The organism is Lentilactobacillus rapi DSM 19907 = JCM 15042 (genome assembly GCF_001436255.1).
GTDB classification, from domain to species: domain Bacteria; phylum Bacillota; class Bacilli; order Lactobacillales; family Lactobacillaceae; genus Lentilactobacillus; species Lentilactobacillus rapi.
In genome coordinates, this window is the sequence record NZ_AZEI01000063.1 from 1 (window position 1) to 18162 (window position 18162).

At 44.3% G+C, this 18162-nt stretch carries 15 protein-coding genes and 1 pseudogene; 12 read left to right on the top strand and 4 right to left on the bottom strand.

Annotated features, from left to right (window positions below):
- The first annotated feature begins 63 nt into the window (after positions 1-63).
- The 6 genes from FD12_RS07440 to FD12_RS07465 all read left to right on the top strand — a co-directional run bounded on the left by FD12_RS07440 (position 64) and on the right by FD12_RS07465 (position 5435).
- The gene (locus tag FD12_RS07440; protein ID WP_056982412.1) at positions 64-1227 is read left to right on the top strand and encodes an ABC transporter substrate-binding protein; all 1164 of its coding nucleotides are present in this window, start codon (positions 64-66) and stop codon (positions 1225-1227) included.
- 214 nt (positions 1228-1441) lie between these two features.
- The gene (locus tag FD12_RS07445) at positions 1442-2320 is read left to right on the top strand and encodes a branched-chain amino acid ABC transporter permease (RefSeq protein WP_054748948.1); all 879 of its coding nucleotides are present in this window, start codon (positions 1442-1444) and stop codon (positions 2318-2320) included.
- A gap of 52 nt (positions 2321-2372) precedes the next feature.
- Positions 2373-3290, top strand: coding sequence for a branched-chain amino acid ABC transporter permease (locus FD12_RS07450; RefSeq protein ID WP_186825968.1), 918 nt, complete (start codon positions 2373-2375; stop codon positions 3288-3290).
- A complete protein-coding gene (locus tag FD12_RS07455; protein WP_054748947.1) occupies positions 3287-4066 on the top strand; it encodes an ABC transporter ATP-binding protein in 780 nt (259 codons plus the stop codon). The genes FD12_RS07450 and FD12_RS07455 overlap by 4 nt, the downstream gene beginning before the upstream one ends.
- Before the next feature lie 7 nt (positions 4067-4073).
- Positions 4074-4781 carry an ABC transporter ATP-binding protein gene (locus FD12_RS07460; RefSeq protein ID WP_056982417.1) on the top strand — a complete coding sequence of 236 codons (708 nt, stop codon included), beginning with the start codon at positions 4074-4076 and terminating at the stop codon, positions 4779-4781.
- A gap of 3 nt (positions 4782-4784) precedes the next feature.
- The gene (locus FD12_RS07465) at positions 4785-5435 is read left to right on the top strand and encodes a CBS domain-containing protein (RefSeq protein ID WP_054748946.1); all 651 of its coding nucleotides are present in this window, start codon (positions 4785-4787) and stop codon (positions 5433-5435) included.
- A 62-nt stretch (positions 5436-5497) separates the two neighbouring features.
- Here FD12_RS07465 and FD12_RS07470 read toward each other — a convergent pair whose 3' ends face one another.
- Positions 5498-6409 (bottom strand): DMT family transporter, encoded by a 912-nt coding sequence (locus tag FD12_RS07470; RefSeq protein ID WP_056982419.1) that lies wholly within the window; start codon positions 6407-6409, stop codon positions 5498-5500.
- A 194-nt stretch (positions 6410-6603) separates the two neighbouring features.
- On the opposite strand from FD12_RS07470, the gene FD12_RS07475 reads away from it, so the two are divergent.
- From FD12_RS07475 to FD12_RS07485, 4 genes are all read left to right on the top strand, one after another.
- A complete protein-coding gene (locus FD12_RS07475) occupies positions 6604-7986 on the top strand; it encodes a glutamate--cysteine ligase (RefSeq protein ID WP_056982421.1) in 1383 nt (460 codons plus the stop codon).
- 33 nt (positions 7987-8019) lie between these two features.
- The gene (locus FD12_RS14220) at positions 8020-8877 is read left to right on the top strand and encodes a hypothetical protein (protein WP_225427338.1); all 858 of its coding nucleotides are present in this window, start codon (positions 8020-8022) and stop codon (positions 8875-8877) included.
- A gap of 36 nt (positions 8878-8913) precedes the next feature.
- Positions 8914-9351 (top strand): hypothetical protein, encoded by a 438-nt coding sequence (locus FD12_RS14225; RefSeq protein WP_225427340.1) that lies wholly within the window; start codon positions 8914-8916, stop codon positions 9349-9351.
- A 252-nt stretch (positions 9352-9603) separates the two neighbouring features.
- On the top strand, positions 9604-10677 hold the full coding sequence (locus FD12_RS07485; RefSeq protein ID WP_054748945.1) for a hypothetical protein: 1074 nt from the start codon (positions 9604-9606) through the stop codon (positions 10675-10677).
- Positions 10678-10707: 30 nt separating this feature from the next.
- Here FD12_RS07485 and FD12_RS07490 read toward each other — a convergent pair whose 3' ends face one another.
- The 3 genes from FD12_RS07490 to FD12_RS07500 all read right to left on the bottom strand — a co-directional run bounded on the left by FD12_RS07490 (position 10708) and on the right by FD12_RS07500 (position 14066).
- Positions 10708-11520, bottom strand: coding sequence for a hypothetical protein (locus FD12_RS07490; RefSeq protein WP_056982423.1), 813 nt, complete (start codon positions 11518-11520; stop codon positions 10708-10710).
- A gap of 311 nt (positions 11521-11831) precedes the next feature.
- Positions 11832-12569, bottom strand: coding sequence for a gamma-glutamyl-gamma-aminobutyrate hydrolase family protein (locus tag FD12_RS07495; protein ID WP_054748943.1), 738 nt, complete (start codon positions 12567-12569; stop codon positions 11832-11834).
- 120 nt (positions 12570-12689) lie between these two features.
- Positions 12690-14066 carry a glutamate--cysteine ligase gene (locus tag FD12_RS07500; protein ID WP_054748942.1) on the bottom strand — a complete coding sequence of 459 codons (1377 nt, stop codon included), beginning with the start codon at positions 14064-14066 and terminating at the stop codon, positions 12690-12692.
- 159 nt (positions 14067-14225) lie between these two features.
- Between FD12_RS07500 and FD12_RS07505 the strand changes: the two genes are divergently transcribed.
- Entirely contained in the window at positions 14226-15977 is a 1752-nt protein-coding gene (locus tag FD12_RS07505; protein WP_056982425.1) for an ABC transporter ATP-binding protein, read from the top strand.
- Positions 15977-17770 (top strand): annotated as a pseudogene (locus tag FD12_RS07510) (ABC transporter ATP-binding protein). Before FD12_RS07505 ends, FD12_RS07510 begins: the two are co-directional and overlap by 1 nt.
- Positions 17771-18162 lie beyond the last annotated feature (392 nt).

The window sequence follows — 18162 nt, forward strand, 5'->3', positions numbered from 1 at the left end:
TTTGTCTCAGTTTTCCTACGCCGCTTTTAGAGATCTCAAACAGTTTCTAAGAAAGTTCTCAGCATGGCCGCGATTGTAATGACTGCAGGAATTTTTGCCGGATGTAGTACCGCCAAAACGACAACTAAAGGGAACCAAACAACTGGTAACACAATCAAAATTGGCGTCAACATGGAACTTTCCGGTGCCGCTGCCGGCTATGGTAATTCACAGAAACAAGGGATCCAACTTGCGGCTGCTGAAATTAACAAAGATGGCGGAATTAATGTAAATGGTAAGAAGAAAAAGATTAAGTTGATTATTCGCGATAACAAGACCTCAACTAACACCTCGGCGTCCGTTGCAGCTCAACTTGTTAATAATGATAAGGTTGCTGCAATCGTTGGCCCGGCAACAACCAATGCCGGGACTGCCGAGATTCCAAACATCACAAAGGCAGCTGTTCCCAGTGTGAGCCCTTCAGCGACTGACCCAGCTTATACGCTTCAAAAGAATGGCAAGGTTCAACCCTACGTATTTAGAGCTTGTTACCAAAACAACTTCCAAGGAAGCACGGCCGCTAAATTCATGACCAATACATTGAAAGCAAAGCGGGTTGCCGTCTACGCTGATAACTCAAGTGATTATGGAACTGGTTTGGCAAAAGCCTTCAAGAAAGCTTATACCGGCAAAGTGGTTGATAGCCAATTCTTCACTGCTGGTGACAAAGATTTCAATGCTGTTTTGACCTCATTCAAATCAAAGAAGATTGATGCCATTTATGCTCCTGGTTACTATAACGAACTTGGCTTGATTATTAAGCAAGCCCGTCAAGCCGGCATTAATGTTCCAATCGTTGGTAGTGATGGAATGGCCGATCCTAAGTTGGCCCAAATTGCTGGTGACCAGAACGCAAGCAAGATTTACTACACGACACCATTCTCTGATGATGTTGCTAAGGATAACCCAACAGCTGTCAAATTCATGAACAAGTACAAGGCCCGTTATCACCAAGATGCGCCAACATTCTCAGCCCTTGCATATGATTCGGTTTACATGATTAAAACAGCCATTGAAAACGAAAAATCTGCAGACTCTGTCAAAATTGCGAAAGGCCTCGCAAACATCAAAGATTTTGATGGTGTCACAGGTAAAATCACCATGAACAAGAATCATGACCCAGAGAAACCAATTGCAATCGAACAGTTGACCAAAGGTAAGGTAAGCAATTCGTTTGATATCAAGTAGTATGCGTAACAAAGCGGTTAGAAACTGGATCATAAGTCTCCTTCAGTTAAAATCCTGGGTTTTGGGATTTTAACTGAAGGTGCTTATGAGGAAGTTTCTGCTTTGTGGAGCATCATTCAGCTACGTAGCCAGGTGCTTATGAGGAAGCTTCTGCTTGATGGAGCATCATTCAGCAACGTAGCCAACAACTTTACCTCGAGAGGAGGAACACATTTTGGAAACATTTTTTCAGCAAATTATTAATGGGCTTTCACTTGGAAGTATCTACGCGTTGCTTGCTCTCGGGTACACAATGGTTTATGGGATCATCAAACTGATCAATTTTGCGCATGGTGATATTTACATGTTGGGTGCTTTTTGGGGATATTACGTCATTAATGTCTGGCACTTCAACTTTATCAGTGCATTATTGTCGGCGATGCTCGTTGGGGCGGCTAGTGGGGTTATCATTGAATACTTCGCTTACCGGCCATTGCGGCATTCACCGCGGATCACCGCATTGATCACCGCAATCGGGGTATCATTTCTACTTGAAAACGGGATGTCTTACCTATTCAGTTCAAACACCCGCGATTTCCCGCAGATTATCAAGCAGGTCAACTATCATATTGGCGGTGTTTTGATTTCAAATATTCAGATTCTTATTTTGGTCACTGCGTGTGTGTTGATGGTTCTACTTCAATTGATCATTAAGAAAACCAAAATGGGCCGAGCAATGCGAGCAGTTTCCGTGGACCCTGATGCAGCCGAATTGGTTGGGATTAACATTAACTGGACGATTTCGTTTACCTTTGCCCTTGGCTCAGCACTTGCTGGGGCTGCCGGTGTTCTGATTGGATTGTATTACAATTCGATTGATCCATTGATGGGAATGACCCCCGGGATTAAGGCGTTCGTTGCCGCAGTTCTTGGTGGCATTGGTTCGGTTCCTGGCGCTTCCGTTGGTGGCTTTATCATTGGAATTTTGGAAACCTTTGTCCAGTCGATTGGGCTGTCAGCATACAAAGATGCCGTTGTGTACTTCGTCTTGATCGTGATTCTCTTGATCTTGCCAGCAGGAATTTTCGGCAAGAATACCAAAGAAAAAGTGTAGGTGATCTAATTTGAAAGCAAATTTTAAATACAATCTGGTTTGGCTGATAATTATGGTTGCCGGCTTTTACTTAATGAATACCTTGATTTTGGTTGGGGTGATCGATTCATTTATCGAAAACATGTTGGTGACTATCGGCATTAACATTATCTTAGCGACCGGCCTCAATTTAATTATTGGGTTCGCGGGTCAGTTCTCACTTGGCCATGCCGGTTTCATGGCCATTGGGGCATATGCGACTGCAATCGTCACGCAAACTGCCAGCACGCCGGGGGGGTTCTACGCATCGATCTTTATCGGAATCGTGATTTCGATTGTCGCCGCCTTGATCGTTGGGGTGCCAACGTTGCGACTCCGAGGTGATTACCTTGCGATTGCCACAATGGGGGCTTCGGAAATTATCCGAATTCTCATTAATAATATGAAAATCACTGGTGGGGCAGCTGGGATGTTTAATATTCCGCAATTTGCTGACTGGCCAACGGTGTACATTATGGTTTGCGTTACCACGATCATTATCGTCAATTTCATTCATAGTCGGGCTGGACGCGCCGTCAAATCAGTTCGCGAAGATGAGATTGCGGCTGAAGCTATGGGAATCAATGTCACGAAGTGGAAACTAGCCGCATTTGTTCTTGGCGCTTCAACAGCAGCCGTTGCCGGTTCGCTTCATGCGTCGTACCTGCAAACCATTGCGCCGAACGACTTTGGAATTATGGAGTCGATTTCGATTTTGATCATCGTCGTCCTTGGTGGGGTCGGTAGTATCACCGGCACATTCGTTGCCGCAGTTGTTCTGGGAGTACTGGATACTGTGCTGCAAAACTTTGGTGCCTTGCGGATGGTTATTTACGCGGCTGCTTTGATTTTGATTATGATCTTCAAACCATCTGGGCTACTAGGAACTTGGGAATTGTCCATCAAAAAGATTTTCAGCCGATCAAAACGAAAGGAGCGGGTTGAATCATGAGTAAGCTATTACAAGTTGAGAACCTCGTGAAAAACTTCGGTGGCTTGACTGCCGTTTCCAACGTTTCGATGCATTTGGATAACAATGAACTGGTTGCCTTGATTGGCCCGAATGGGGCTGGGAAAACCACTTTGTTTAATCTGCTAACTGGGGTGATTCCAGCGTCATCTGGTTCAATTGTTTTGAGCGGTGAAAATGGGACTTACCCACTCAATGGCAAACCTGCGTATAAAATTGCCGATATGGGCCTTTCGCGGACATTTCAAAACATTCGATTATTTAAAAATCTGAGTGTGTTGGATAATGTGTTAATCGCCATGACCAGCAAGTTTAAAGAAGGTTTTATCCCAACCATCTTCCGGTTCCCCAGTTACTACAAAACTGAGGCTCGATTGGTGGCAGAAGCTAAGAAATTATTGGCAATCTTTGAATTGACTGACGATGTTGATGTGTTGGCAAAAAACTTGCCATACGGCACCCAACGCCGACTGGAAATTGTTCGGGCGCTGGCAACTAAACCGCAAATCCTTTTCTTGGACGAACCGGCTGCCGGGATGAATCCTGAAGAGACCGCCAACCTCACGCAATTGATCTTGAAAGTGCAACATAGTTTCCACATTACCATTTTGCTGATTGAACATGATATGTCGCTGGTTATGAACCTTGCCCAACGCATTTATGTATTGGATCATGGTTCATTGTTAGCTCAAGGAACTCCTGATGAAATCCAGGCGAACCCAGCAGTGATTAAAGCTTATCTAGGTGAGGAGGCGTAATGACACAATGTTACTACAAGTGAATGATTTAGTTGTCAATTATGGCGTGATTAATGCCGTCAAGGGCGTAAGTTTTGATATTAACGAAGGTGAGATTGTGTCATTAATCGGCGCTAATGGTGCAGGTAAATCAACCATTTTGAAGACGATTTCCGGCCTCCTGAAGCCTAAAAGTGGCAAGATTATTTATGAAAACAAGGAAATTCAGTCTCAGAAGGCACCTAAAGTAGTTGCTGAAGGGATCTCTCAAGTCCCAGAAGGCCGGCACATTTTCTCAGGACTGTCGGTGATGGAAAACTTGCAAATGGGCTCATTCTTGGTGAAGGACCGTTCCAAAATTAAGCAAACTTTCGATGAAGTTTTCGAACGGTTTCCGATTTTAAAACAACGGAAAAATCAAGATGCCGCAACGTTGTCTGGTGGCGAGCAGCAAATGCTTGCAATGGGTCGAGCCTTAATGGCCAATCCCAAGCTTATTCTATTGGACGAACCGTCGATGGGGCTTGCACCAATTTTTATTAATGAAATTTTTGATATTATCAAAGAGATTAATAAGCAAGGGACAACCGTTCTTTTGATCGAACAAAATGCCAAAAAAGCATTATCAATTGCCGATCGAGGTTACGTTCTTTCGACCGGGAAGGTTCAACTGACCGGCACCGGGTCCGAATTACTGGCTAACAAAGAAGTTCAAAAAGCATACTTGGGAGGTTAGATAATGAGTGTAAGAGATTTTATGTCCGCCAACGTAATCACCGTGCCGCCCGAGACTAAGGTCAGTGTCGCTGTGAATATCATGAAAGAGAACAACATTCATCGATTACCAGTGATTGATGACGGCGAATTGGTTGGTTTGGTGACCCAGGGGACGATTCAAGCTGCTTCACCCTCGAAGGCCACTAGCTTATCAATTTATGAATATAATTACTTATTGAATAAAATGACGGTTAAGGATGTCATGGAGCCGACTGTTCATACGATTAATGCCGACGATTTTCTTGAAGATGCGATCTATGAAATGCGCAAGTACCAAATTGGCGTCTTACCGGTTATGAGTGCGGGCGCCGTGGTTGGGATCATCACCAACAATGACATACTGGATGCTTTCTTGGACGTGACCGACTATAACGAAGATGGCACGGTGGTTCAAGTGTTCGTGGAAAAAGACCGGCCGGGCGTTATCTTCGATATTGGTAAAATCATGGCCGAAAATCAATTAAACATTCAAACTTTAATGGTGACGCACCAAGGAACCACGAAAGTAGTTGAAATTCACGTGGATAAGGAAGACGGCTTTTCTGTAGCTTCCAAGCTGCGAGAAGCCGGCTTAAATGCGAAAGAAGCGGAACGCTACAAAAAAGTCGATTAACAAATAAAAAGCTGATTGCCATCCCCCATTGCGGATGAATCGATCAGCTTTTTGTGCGTTAATTATGATGCTGGAATTTTATTTTGCATCGCCGCCCATGATTGAAGCCCGACTGTTCCAAGAATCAGAATACCACCAATTGTTTCTGGGAGGCCAAAGCTAATTCCCAGCAAGAGGATTGATAAAATTGTTGCCGAAAGTGGTTCGAATGATCCCAGCACGCTGGCAGTTGTCGGTTGGATATAACTGAGGCTTTGGAGGTAAAACAGGTAGGCCAGCATCGTGCCAAAGATTACCACGAAGGCAACTCCACTGTATGTTTGCCAGGAAAAGGCGGGCATATCGGTCCAAATTTGATAAAAACAACTAAAGGAGATGCCACCGATCAACATTGACCAACCAACAATTGGGATCGAACCGTATTTTCTGAGTAATTTGCCGGGAAGTAAAGTATAAATACTGGCGGTAACGGCTGTCCCCAACCCCCACAGGAGCCCTTGTAAGGGGATTGCCAGCGTAGTTAGCCTCCCATGAGTCACTAACAGAACTGTCCCAGATAACGCCATTATGAGCGAAATAACGTCAATGCGTCGAGGCAATTTGCGGGTTCGAAACATGAGGTAAATAATGATGACCGCTGGGGATAAAAATTGAAGAATGGTTGCTGTTGCCGCATTTCCAAACTCAATGGCCTTAAAATATGTATATTGGGAAGCAGCCATGCCGACAAAGCTAAAAAAGATTAGCTTGAGTGCATCGACTCGATTGTGCCAAACTGCAAAACTCGCCTTGGCACCGGTGATTAGGCCGAACAAAACAAGGAGAAGGCCGGAAACTAACATGCGGACGGAAACCAGCCAGTCGGCACTGACGTTTTTGCTTGTGAAGAGAAATTGGGCAATTGTTCCAGAAATTCCCCAAAGCAGTGGCCCCATCATGGCCAATCCGATCCCTTTGATTCTTGGTTTTTGCATGATAATGTCCTCCAAAGTGTATTGAAATAATTATATAACAAAATGATGGGAGCAGAGTTGCGAAGACGTCATTTTGAAGGAATTTGGCGAATTGACGTACAATTAAAGTAATAATGAATCCAGAAACCTTTTGAAAAATGAAGTCAGTTGCGTTAGAGTAAGATAAATTTTCTGTACTACGAGGAGGTAGGTCTATGTTTGATGAAATTGGTCAAACCATATTTAATAATGAAATCGTGGGCAGTGCCAGCGACTTCAATATGGGAATTGAAGTTGAAACGATCCGGGTCAATTCAGCGGGGCAATTGACAAAGGAGCCCTATCCGAAAGCCTTAGGGAATCAAAGAAAAAATCATTTTATTAAAACAGATGTTTATCAAGTCCAGAGTGAAATTATTACCCCAACGGCCAAGAAGTCATTTGATGCAATGCATTATTTGATGGCATTGAATGATACCTTGCGGAATGCATTGGAACCAAACGAACTTCTTTGGCCAATGAGCATGCCCCCGGTTCTGCCGCAAGATAAACGGTCGATTCCAATCGCAAACGTTGATCCAAAGCAAAAGGCTTATTACGAGAAGTGGATTAAAACGCGCAGTGATACCCAGGGATTACCTGTTGGCGTTCATTTAAATGTCAGCATTAATGATGACGTATTGCGGACCGTTTGGGAGTCTCAGCGTGATAAATACGACTCCTATGCCGAATTTGTTAATTATATTTATATCAAATTAGCGCAAGGATTTGGTTATTATCGTTGGTTGATTACATATTTATTTGGTAATAGTCCAGTTGCCGAGAAAAATTATTTCAAACCTAATGAAGATCAACCAAGTCACGAAGTTCGAAGCATTCGGTCATCGCATTATGGCCTCACTTCGGACGTTACCCATAATTATCGTTCGGTTCGCGAATATGTGGATAATATTGAACAAAATATTAAAGACGGTAACTTGTTTAGTGAGGCTGAATATCATACCAGTGTGCGTCTGAAGTCCATGAATGGCGATTTGACTCACATGGTTAAAAACGGGACGGATTATATTGAGTTACGGATGCTTGATTTGGACCCAACAACGGCTCTTGGAGTTCGGACCTCTGCTGTGAGATTTTTTAGAATTCTGTTGAGCTACTTCATGATGACCCCACCGATTACCACTCCTGATAAGATTAACCTGAAGCTGGATCAGGGACGGGCAATGAATGAAGTTGTTGCGATGGAAAGTCCGACCCAGCAGACAATTTATCATCACGAGGCCCAGAACTTCCTCGATAAGCTGCAATTATTTGGCGCAACCATTCAGTGGGGGCCAGAGTATCAAGAGATCTTGGATACTATGCAGGATCGGTTGGATAATCCCAAATTAACTCCGGCCGCGACCCTGATGGATCACGAGGTTGACGGTTCACTCATGTCATATGGCTTGTCTATGGCTAACCGCTATCAAAATCGAGCCCATGAAAATCCAAAGCCATTCACCGGTTTTGAGGAACATCCAGATATGGACGCAGATGAATTGCGGCAACGATTATTTGGCGTGATGGGCAAACCAGATAATTACGAGAAAAAATAATTGTAGAGAGAACTGTGAAGGAGGGGGACTTCTTTGGCTAAAACAAATTCGGATACCCAAGTTTCTGATTTGATTAATTCAACCGTGGGTCTTGAAGTTGAGACTCATCGAATTAACGCAAAAGGGGAACTAAGTCGTTATGACTATCCCCATGGATTGTTGGATGAAAAGCAACACCACTTTATTAAGAACGATTTTTTAGAAACCCAATCAGAGTTGATTACCCCGCCTACGACAACAACTCAAAGAGCTTTAAACTATCTTGGGGCTTACCATCAGGCTCTTCGAGGAGAACTGGCAGCTGGCGAATATTTATGGCCTAACAGCATGCCACCAAAGTTGCGGGCTGATCATTCCGACATTATTATTGCGCATACTGATCAGGATAACTATGAATACAGGCAAAAAGTTGCCCGAATTCGAAAGATTGAGCGGACGGCTGAAACGGGGGTTCATGTAAATGTTGGTTTAACGACTCAATCGATTAACCAGTTGAGTGGAAAAAGAAATCAAGCAGCGGTCGACCAAGCATATCTTCAGGCAGCAGTCGGATTCATGCAATACCGCTGGTTGTTAACATACTTGTTTGGCGCAACACCGCTGGCTTTTGGGAATTACTTTGCCAAAGATACCCCTGCACCTACTCATCCAGTTCGTTCATTACGAAATTCACACTTTGGTTTTGGTAATGGTTTCTTAACCAGTTATCAAAGCGTTAGCGACTATGTAGGCGGTATTTTGGAGGCAGTCAAAACCGATGCATTAATTGCGGATCGGGAATACTACGGTAGTGTGCGGTTGAAACAAACTGGCGGGGTTGAAAAATTACGCACTGCCGGGGTTGCATACATTGAATTGCGAATGTTTGATTTGGATCCCTTTGAGCCGTAAGGCATTTCGGCAGATGCGGTCAATTTGGTACGGCTGATGTTTGCCTATTTTGTTGCCAAGCAGCCCTTTGACCTTTCAAATGCCGATCAAGAAATTCGAGAGGCACAGCAACTAAACGAGCACGTTGCTTTGGAGGATCCACTTGAATCTTGCGAGTATCAGGACAAAGCAAATGAATTGATTCGTAATCTTCAGCGGTTTAGCGCGGATATTGTGGTTCCTTTCTCCGCTCAACAACTATGTTTTAAGATGCAAGAGCGACTTGATAATCCTGCATTAACCCCTAGCGCCAGGATGACAACATGGACGGACGCAACCGCTGACAGACTATTAGACCTATTGGTGAAGTTTGCAAAGGGCTATCAAGATGACTTGATTCATAATCCCACCATTGGTTTTGAAAACTTAAGTCCAGTTGAACAACGAGCAATTCTTGAGAAATTAAGACAGGGTCAAAACGTGGAAATTAAGTAACTAACTTGTAAGTCAAGATAGAAAAAAACAACCAGAAACAAATGAAAATTTGCTCTGGTTGCTTTTTTATTAAACTCGAATTGTTAATATATATTCATGATAACACCTGATTATCATCTTGTCAACGTTGCCATTGATTAATTTTTGTATTTGACATAATGGCAAACTCACAGTAAAATTGACCCGTAAATCCGAACGATTTCATGATATTTGGCTGATTGTTAAGATCAGCAGGGAAGTGGACTGATCATTTTGGCAAATAGTGAACGCATATTTAATCCAAATGAATACGGTACTGAACAGTATCAGCAGCCTAATCATCGTTATCAGCAACAAATGGATGAACAATTCAGCCGCCGACAAATTGGCTATCCAATTAAAGGGCTAAGCTTCGATGTCCAAACGGTCAAATTAACGAGCACGATGACTCAGCAAGCATACAAAATGTTACAGAACTTAATTGAGGCCTTTCCAGCCAGTCAGAAAAGCGGACCAATTCCAGTTGTAGGAACTGAAAAATATCGAGGCGTCATCTTTTACGATCAGCTTCATTTAATTGATTCAACGGAATATATTGTCAGAAGCCCGTTGGGATTTGGCTATGCCGTTCGAAAGTTTTTGACCGTCACCACGGCCCCTCTACTTGGCAGTACCAGTGGTGAAATTAAAGTGACCATCGAAATTTCACCCAATCGGCTTCTTAACGTTAAAGAAGAGCCCCTGATTGATTTTTTGAACAAGCAACTTCTTCCCTTACTGACAAGCCCCAGACTGGAACAAGTCAGTTTCAAGCTGGATATGCCAATTATTTCTGCTAATTTTCACGCCCAACTTCTTGATGAAGCTGGCGCAATTCAAAAAGTGACGAACACGCTGAATGCCGACCTCGAATATGAAACGACCCGGTTGTATTTTGCAGATAGAACAAGATCCAGGGAGTTAATAATCACTAATGAATTTCAAGATTTATTAACCACTCAATTATTGAATGGGGATAGTGGTAGTATTTCCTCTCGGGAAGCGCAGTGGTACCAAGACCACCCTGATCAGCGCCAATTTTTAACGCGCATTGCGTTACGAGTCAATCAACCCGCTGCTATTAAACGATTTATGAGAAAGCACGACTGGTTGATGCGCGACATTGTCATCGACTATCGGGATAGCAGTGGCCAACAGCGATTTGACGGCACAGCGTACGCAACGCACGGCAAAGATTTCAGACGGTCATTTACTCGAATGATTACTTATCGGTTGAAAGCCGCTCAACAAACGCTAAAAAAACTGCCATACTTAACGGATGAAGTATGGCAGAATACCCTAAATTAAATTCAAATGATCAGATATCGATTTCAAGACTTAGTCATCATCGTTACCAATCAATGTATAGAAAAGCTTTCCCCCGATTGAATAATAACTCCAGTAACCCGCCCCGTTCTCAGAGTTTCTGGTTTGCGGTTTGTGAAGATTGGTGATTCGCAACCGATATCGATAGTTGCCGGATTTCTTAATATGAGTGGCGTTGGTACCGCTGACTTTAGTTCGAGTGTACAGATAACGAGAGTTGCCCTTTACCTTGGTGGCGGTGATCTTAGCAGCAGAAGTTGGCTGGTTTAAGAAGCCACTGGTTGGATTAGTCAGCGAACTCGTCGGATTATAACGATAGAATTCCAGATAGCCATCAGTCGTAATCAGGATTTGGTTGGTTTCATAGAAATTGCTGTTGGCGGCGGGAACCTTACCCGCATACAAATCACCATCGCTATAAGCTAAACGATAAGCCGGTCGCTTAATCCGGGTAAACTGCTTGGTCGAAAAATTACCTTCCGGATCTTGGTTGGCAAGATAGTAACCATTCTTGAGGATTGGTTTCACCACGGCATAGCTCAGATAACGGATGTTGATATCCATTTGATTCATGCGGCCCTTACTATCGGTAGTGCCGCTGTTTGAACTAATGATTGTATTTGGGGGTAGGATTAAGGTGCGGCTGAGGTAATGCTTATTCTTGTTAACTAAACCCACTTTGATTTTGACAGCTCTGTTGGTTCGATAGTAACGGTGAACATTCGCATTAATTGCTTTGAGGTTGATAGTGTTGGCGTGAGTGACAGTTGTTGGAATCAACAACAGGCTGACAGCCATTAGGATCCCTAATAGAAATCTTTTCATAATAGTAAGCTCCCCTTCGATTGTTTCTGGTAGCTTCAGTGTACGTAAAAGGGTCGCCTTGGTCAAATGTGATGACGGGCGACCCTTTTGAATTGATTGTTTTAATGAGTGTAATTAGGAGTTGGCAATGGGGAGGCGAATTGTGGCGCCACCAAGCGTGCCACTCACTTGGTTCTGCGCTCTAAACGCGCCCCCGACGCCCCTGATCCTTACTGCCTAAGATAGAGTGGCCAATAATGAACAAAAGGCGTTCATCATTGGCCACTCCATCTTAGGTTAGGCTCCAGGATCAGCCCGGGGCTCGTCGCGCTCTACCTTGTTTTCTCCGCCACTTTTCGGCTTCGATCCACAAAGTCTTTAAACAGCTTCTTTGAATCTTCGTAGTGTTTGTAAATATTTTCAGGATGCCACTGGACTGCCAAGATTTGGTCATTGTCGATTGATTCGACCGCTTCAATCACTTGGTCGTCCGCTCTGGCGGTTACCTTGAGATATGGCGCAACGTCCTTGACCGCCTGGTGATGTCTTGAGTTGACATACGGTCTCGATCCGATGATGTCGTGTAAACGGCTGTTTGGATCAACTGTGACGTGATGAGAGGGCATATTTCCCGGAGCTTCCTGTGAATGTTTTAAGGTTGCATGGAGGTCTTGGGATAAGTCTTGATAAAGGGTTCCGCCCAGACCAACGTTGATCAGCTGCATGCCACGGCAAATGCCCATAATGGCTTTGCCGGCAGTGACTGATTGCTTCAATAGTTCGATTTCAAATAAGTCACGTTTGAGATACGTCATGCCTAATTTCTGGAAAGGCTCTTCGCCGTAGAAAGTGGGATCGACATCCGCACCCCCTGGGAAACAGACCCCATCGAACAGGGTCATATAATCGCGAACATCTTCCGGATTCACACTCGGGAAGATAATGGGGATACCACCAGACTTGACGATTGCTTCAATCGCCGGTCGGGGTGCGAACGCTGCGTTGCGTTCATTAATAACGTTGGTTGCCTCAGCAAGTGTGTCGGCAGGTAATGCGATTCTTGGGCGCAAATGAACCCCTCCTCAATTTTTGATTTTGATTAATGACAATATAAGGTGATCCCTCAAAACTATCCAATGAGTATACCCCAAAAGCATGAAAAATAGGTGAATTTTGTTTTCATATAATGATTATTCCTGCTGCTTATCTTTGTCGGGTTCCCAGCTGCCCTTAAATAGCTCATGTTTGAGCTGATCGGCGGACAGTTTTGTCTTATTCTCGAATCCTTTGAACGGTCTGATTGACTGTAAGGCCGATTCTTGATATCGTTTAGCTCGGCGCATTGCGTATTCAGTTAATGAACCGTCTTTTAAATGCGTAATTAACTTGGCGCTAGGCGTAGTTAACGGATTTTCAACCCGGTCCTGTAAGTCTTCGATTTCTTCTTGATATTCGGGCCCTAATTGGATCTTATTGGCATACATTTCAAGGCTACGCAAGAATGCCCTGGCACTTGCCTGGTATTTGGAGACATCATTTGGATGTTCCTCAGAAACTTCCTCGTTCATCGCATCGGCGCGGGTGATGACCCTGCTGACGTCTTCGGGGTGCAGACCGGGCGACATAATGAAGTAGCTGGCTAACAGTCTGAAGAAACGCAATGTATTGGTCCGGATGCCCACGGAACTGCTGGGATCCAAATCTAACATTCGCAATTCCAAATAATTAACACCGGTTTTTGGTAACTCTTTCAAATTGGTATTGCCCTTGAAACGGACAGCACCATGAAATTCATAGTCGGAGATCAGCTTACCTTCTTTAACGCCCTTTTCAATGTTGTTGACATATCGTTGAACAGTGGTGTAATCGCCTCGAAATGGATTGCCAAATCCGTGCGAACTTTGACGAATACTGCGAATGGGGGCAGCTGGCCCCTTATCTTTGTCGAAGTAGTTCGCTTCTGCCACCGGACTGGCACCAAACAGATATGTAATAACCCAGCGATAGCGGAGAAAGCCTTGAGCAATTTTTGCATATAAGTAGTTTGAAAGGTCGACCTTGGATTCAAAGCGGTCCTGCATATTATCGTAAACTAAGTTGAAAACATGGGGATCGATACTGAGGTTAAGGTGGGCGCCACAAGGGGTTCCGGCTGAAAATCCATGGCGTTTAACCCATTCCTTTAGGTAAGCCTCTTTCTTTGGCCCCATTTTAGCAAGCGGGATCTCCCGTTTGTCCTTTGGCAGGCGGGGTGGCATCGACAGCGGCCACAGCAGCTCACCTGGTGAAAGAGCCGTCCGCAGTGCGGTGTTGATACTATATAAGTAATGCATCGCATCGAGCGCGTGAGCAGCAGGCGGGGTAACGACTTCTGACATGGTTTCCAGAAAATCATTGGTAATCCAAGGATTGGTTTGTTCATCACCGGCAGCAGCAGGATAGGGTTCCTGGCTCAAGTTGCCGTTTTCGTCTACCCGTTGCATTTCGATTTCCAATCCCATGGTAAAGTCGGAGGTTTTCGCGACGGCTTCATTATCAAATATAAGTTGTCCAATTTCGCTGAACATGGTAATTACCTCCATTGTGTGATTATGAGAATTTCATGATAATTGATGTCAAAATAGTAACACTATAATGACATCATAGCAACGGTAACCGTGTTAACATATCAAATATATGCTAGAATTGTTTTATTTCATTAATTTTTAATTTTAAGAGGTGGAAGTATGAGTATCTTCATCAAATTAGGTTGGTACTTCAAGCAGGAATGGAAAATTTACCTGATTGGCTTATTTGGCCTGCTGTTGACAGCCCTGGTTGGGATCGTTCCCCCACGCATTATTGGGGTCTTGGTTGATACGATCCATAATGGCAAATTGTCGGGTCAAAGCCTGCTTGTTTTGCTGGGGGTATTAACCTTGGCAGCATTTGCCCAGTATGGTGCCCGTTATATGTGGCGGACTGCTATTTGGGGCGAAGCGGCCAAGCTTGAAAAAGTCCTTCGAAACCGACTATTTAAACACTACACCGAAATGGATTTGGAATTCTTCCAAAAATATCGCACGGGTGACTTGATGGCTCACGCGACCAATGATTTGTCTGCGATTCAACGGGTGGCCGGCGGTGGCATCCTGCAGTTTGCAGATTCAATGATCACTGGTGGCACCACCTTAATCGCAATGATTACCCTAATTGATTGGCGGCTGACATTAATTGCAATTATTCCATTTCCATTATTGGCCGTCATGGCTCGATACTTGGGAACTAAGATTCATATTGCCTTCAGAGACTCACAAGCTGCCTTTTCACGGCTCAATAACAAGGCTGAAGAAAGTATCACGGGGATCAAAGTGATCAAGGGCTTAGGGCAGCAGCAAGAAGATATGGATGATTTTAACAACCAGGTTGCCACCACAATCAATATCAACCGGCGGGTTAACCGGCTAGACTCATTATTTGATCCAATGACAACCATGATTATTGCCTTGTCATACGTGGTCACCATCGTCTATGGCGGTTATTTGGTGACAAATGGTTCGATCACAATTGGGTCATTAGTGTCGTTTGTTTCATACTTGGCCATGATGGTTTGGCCGATGTTCGCGGTCGGCATGCTGTTTAATACCTTGGAACGCGGGAATGCCAGTTATGACCGGGTAATGGACCTATTGAAACAGAAAAGCGCGATCATTGACGATGCTGATGGTGTGGACAAGGCGCCAAAAGGTGAGATTGACTATCATATCCAGAAGTTCTCCTATCCGGATGATCAACGAGCGGCCTTGCAGAATATTAATTTTAAGGTGCCTGCAGGTCATACCGTGGGCCTGGTGGGCAAGGTTGGTTCTGGTAAAAGTACAATTTTACGATTGATTTTACGGCAGTTTGATAATTATCAGGGATCCATTCAATTTGGTGGGATTGATATTAAACACTACAAGCTAGATGCGTTGATCCCAGCAATTGGCTATGTTCCTCAAGATACATTTCTGTTCTCAGATACCATTCGGGAGAACATTCGCTTTGCCCGGCCAGAATCCAGTCAGGCTCAGGTCGAGGAAGCTGCTCAGAAGAGTGATTTATATGAGCAGATCCAGGCAATGCCTGATGGCTACGATACCGCTGTTGGTGAAGAAGGGATTTCTTTGTCCGGTGGTCAGCGACAACGGTTGGCGATTGCCAGAGCGCTGTTAATTAACCCAGAATTGTTAATATTGGATGATGCGTTGTCGGCCGTTGATGCGGAAACTGAAACGCAAATCCTGGCTAATTTGCATGCTGAACGTCAAAATAAGACGACGATTATCTCTGCTCACCGGTTGAGTTCGGTGATGAACGCGGATGAAATTCTGGTAATCGATGACGGTCAAATTGTTGAACGGGGCACTCATGCTGAACTGATGGCCCGTGGTGGTTGGTATCGGGAAATGTTTGAGCGCCAGGAACTGGAAACGAAAGTTAAGGGAGGTGCGAACTAATGGACAATTCAAAGCATCAATCGGCTTGGTCGAAGAGCATTCCGTTTGGTGAACAAATGCGGATCATTGGCCGACTATTCCATTACGCTGCTCCTTACAAGTGGTATTTCTATTTTTCCGTAGGGTTTTCGATTGCGGTTGCCGTCGTCAATATTTATTTACCCCGAATTATTCAGGTATACATGGACAGTCATCTGGTGGTGGGCCGAACCGACTTTCAAATGATGTGGTTCTTTGCGGGGCTTTACTTCTTTGGAATGGTCATGAAGGCAATCATGCAGTTCGTCCAATCCTATTTATATGAAATGGGTGCCGAGTATATGCTCGAAAACACCCGCCGAAAACTGTTTGCGAAATTGCACACCCTGGGGATGCGTTATTTTGATCAGACTCCAAGTGGCTCAATTCTTTCCAGGTTGACAAACGATACCATGGCATTTGCCAATTTTTGGGCCCTGTTTAATAGTTTGGTCGTGACGATTTCGGCGATGGTCTCATCATTTATCGCAATGTACATGGTGGATCTTAAAATCTCGCTATGGCTGCTGGTGTTCATGCCCTTTCTATTTGTGATGGTTTGGTATTACCAGCGGTATAGTACCCGGGTTTACCGGCGGATGCGGGAGCGTTTGAGCCTTTTGAATGCGAAGTTGGCTGAGGGGATCACGGGGATTAGCGTGATCCAACAGTTTCGGCAGGAGAAGCGGATCAATGAAGAGTTTAATGGGACTAACGATCAGTACTACAATACTCGAAAAGCAATGATTCGGATTAATTCCTTGTTATTGAACCCCATGATTAACCTCTTTTATGCATTAGGAACCGTACTTGTTTTAGGGATGTTTGGTGTTCGTGGCTTGCACGCATACGTGGCAGCCGGTGTGATTTACGCGTTTATCACTTATTTGAATAACTTTTACAACCCAATGTCTGAAATGATGGATCGGCTCAGTGATTTTCAAGATGGTGTCGTTGCCGGTTCGCGAGTGTTCCGAATAATGGACGATCAAACTGTCGAACCCCAGCAACATCCGGTTAAGGGTGCAACGATCACCCGGGGAAAGATTGAATTTCGACACGTAACGTTCTCATACGATAACGTCAATCCAGTTCTTCATGATGTGTCGTTTGTCGCAGAACCTGGGCAAACGGTCGCGTTGGTTGGTGAAACTGGCAGTGGAAAAACATCAATCATCAATGTGATGATGCGCTTCTATGAATTTGGTGAGGGCCAAATCTTGCTTGATGACCGCGATATTTGAGATTATCCGATTCAAGAATTACGCAAAAAAATGGGCTTGGTGCTTCAGGAACCCTTTATGTTCTATGGCACGGTGGCCTCAAATATCAGAATGTTTAACGAAAAAATTAGTGACGAAGAAGTTAGAAGTGCAGCCCAGTTTGTACAGGCTGATAAATTTATCGAGGACTTGCCACAAAAGTATGATGCCAGGGTGATTGAAAGAGGAGCCAGCTATTCGAGCGGCCAGCGGCAACTCATTTCGTTTGCCAGAACGTTGGTAACAGATCCCAAGATTCTGATTCTGGATGAGGCAACCGCAAACATTGATACGGAAACCGAACAGATTATCCAAACGGGATTGGCAAAGCTCCAGCAGGGCAGAACAACGATTGCAATTGCCCATCGATTGTCAACAATTCAAAATGCTGACCTAATTCTGGTACTGGATGCCGGCAAGATTGTTGAACGCGGCACTAATGATGAGTTGATGAAGAAGCATGGGTATTATTATGACATGATTAGATTGCAGAATTCGGCACATCTGGATTAGTATGCGTAGCAAAGCGTTTAGAAGCTGGAGTATAAGCCCGCTCATTTTAAAATCCTGGTTTTGAGGATTTTAGAATGAGCGGGCTTATATGCAAGCTTCTGCTTTGCGGAGCATCATTCGACTATGAAGCCAAGACAGGGGGGCTCACATGCAGAGATTACTACATGGTGGAGCAGTCCTACAACAAGGATTTTAGAACAAGAGGGCTTATATGCAAGCTTCTGCTTTGCGGAGCATCATTCGACTATGAAGCCAGCCAGAACCTGGGCTTACATGCAGATTGCTGCTTGGTGGAGCAGTCCTACAACGAGGATTTTAGAACAAGAGGGCTTATATGTGTCAAGGGCAGTTTAAAAATGTAGGTTTTCGGCAGAAAGAAATGTAGGTTTTCG